The organism is Paracraurococcus lichenis (assembly GCF_030657435.1).
Lineage (GTDB): Bacteria > Pseudomonadota > Alphaproteobacteria > Acetobacterales > Acetobacteraceae > Paracraurococcus > Paracraurococcus lichenis.
Genome location: NZ_JAUTWS010000592.1, coordinates 1 through 274 on the forward strand (window position 1 = coordinate 1; position 274 = coordinate 274).

The following is a 274-nucleotide window of genomic DNA, read 5'->3' on the forward strand; positions in this document are numbered from 1 at the left end:
GACGAGGCCAGATTTGGCCAGAAGGGGCGCGTCTGCCATCGCTGGTTCACCCGTGGCGAGCGCCCGACCGGGCTCTGTGACCAGCGCTACACCTGGGTCCACCTGTTCGCCGCCGTCAGGCCCGCCACCGGCGAGGACGTCGCCCTCGTCATGCCGCATGTCTCGAGCGCGGCGATGAACACCTTCCTCGAGCATTTCGCCGCGAAGCTGCCCAAGGACGAGCATGCGGTCATGGTGCTCGACAACGCCGGATGGCACACCGCCGGCACCATCG

The 274-nt window shown here is 68.2% G+C and carries 1 protein-coding gene; it reads left to right on the top strand.

The window, feature by feature from the left end:
* Positions 1–274 (top strand): transposase (locus Q7A36_RS41365; RefSeq protein ID WP_305109562.1); only part of this gene is annotated, 274 nt, incomplete at both ends.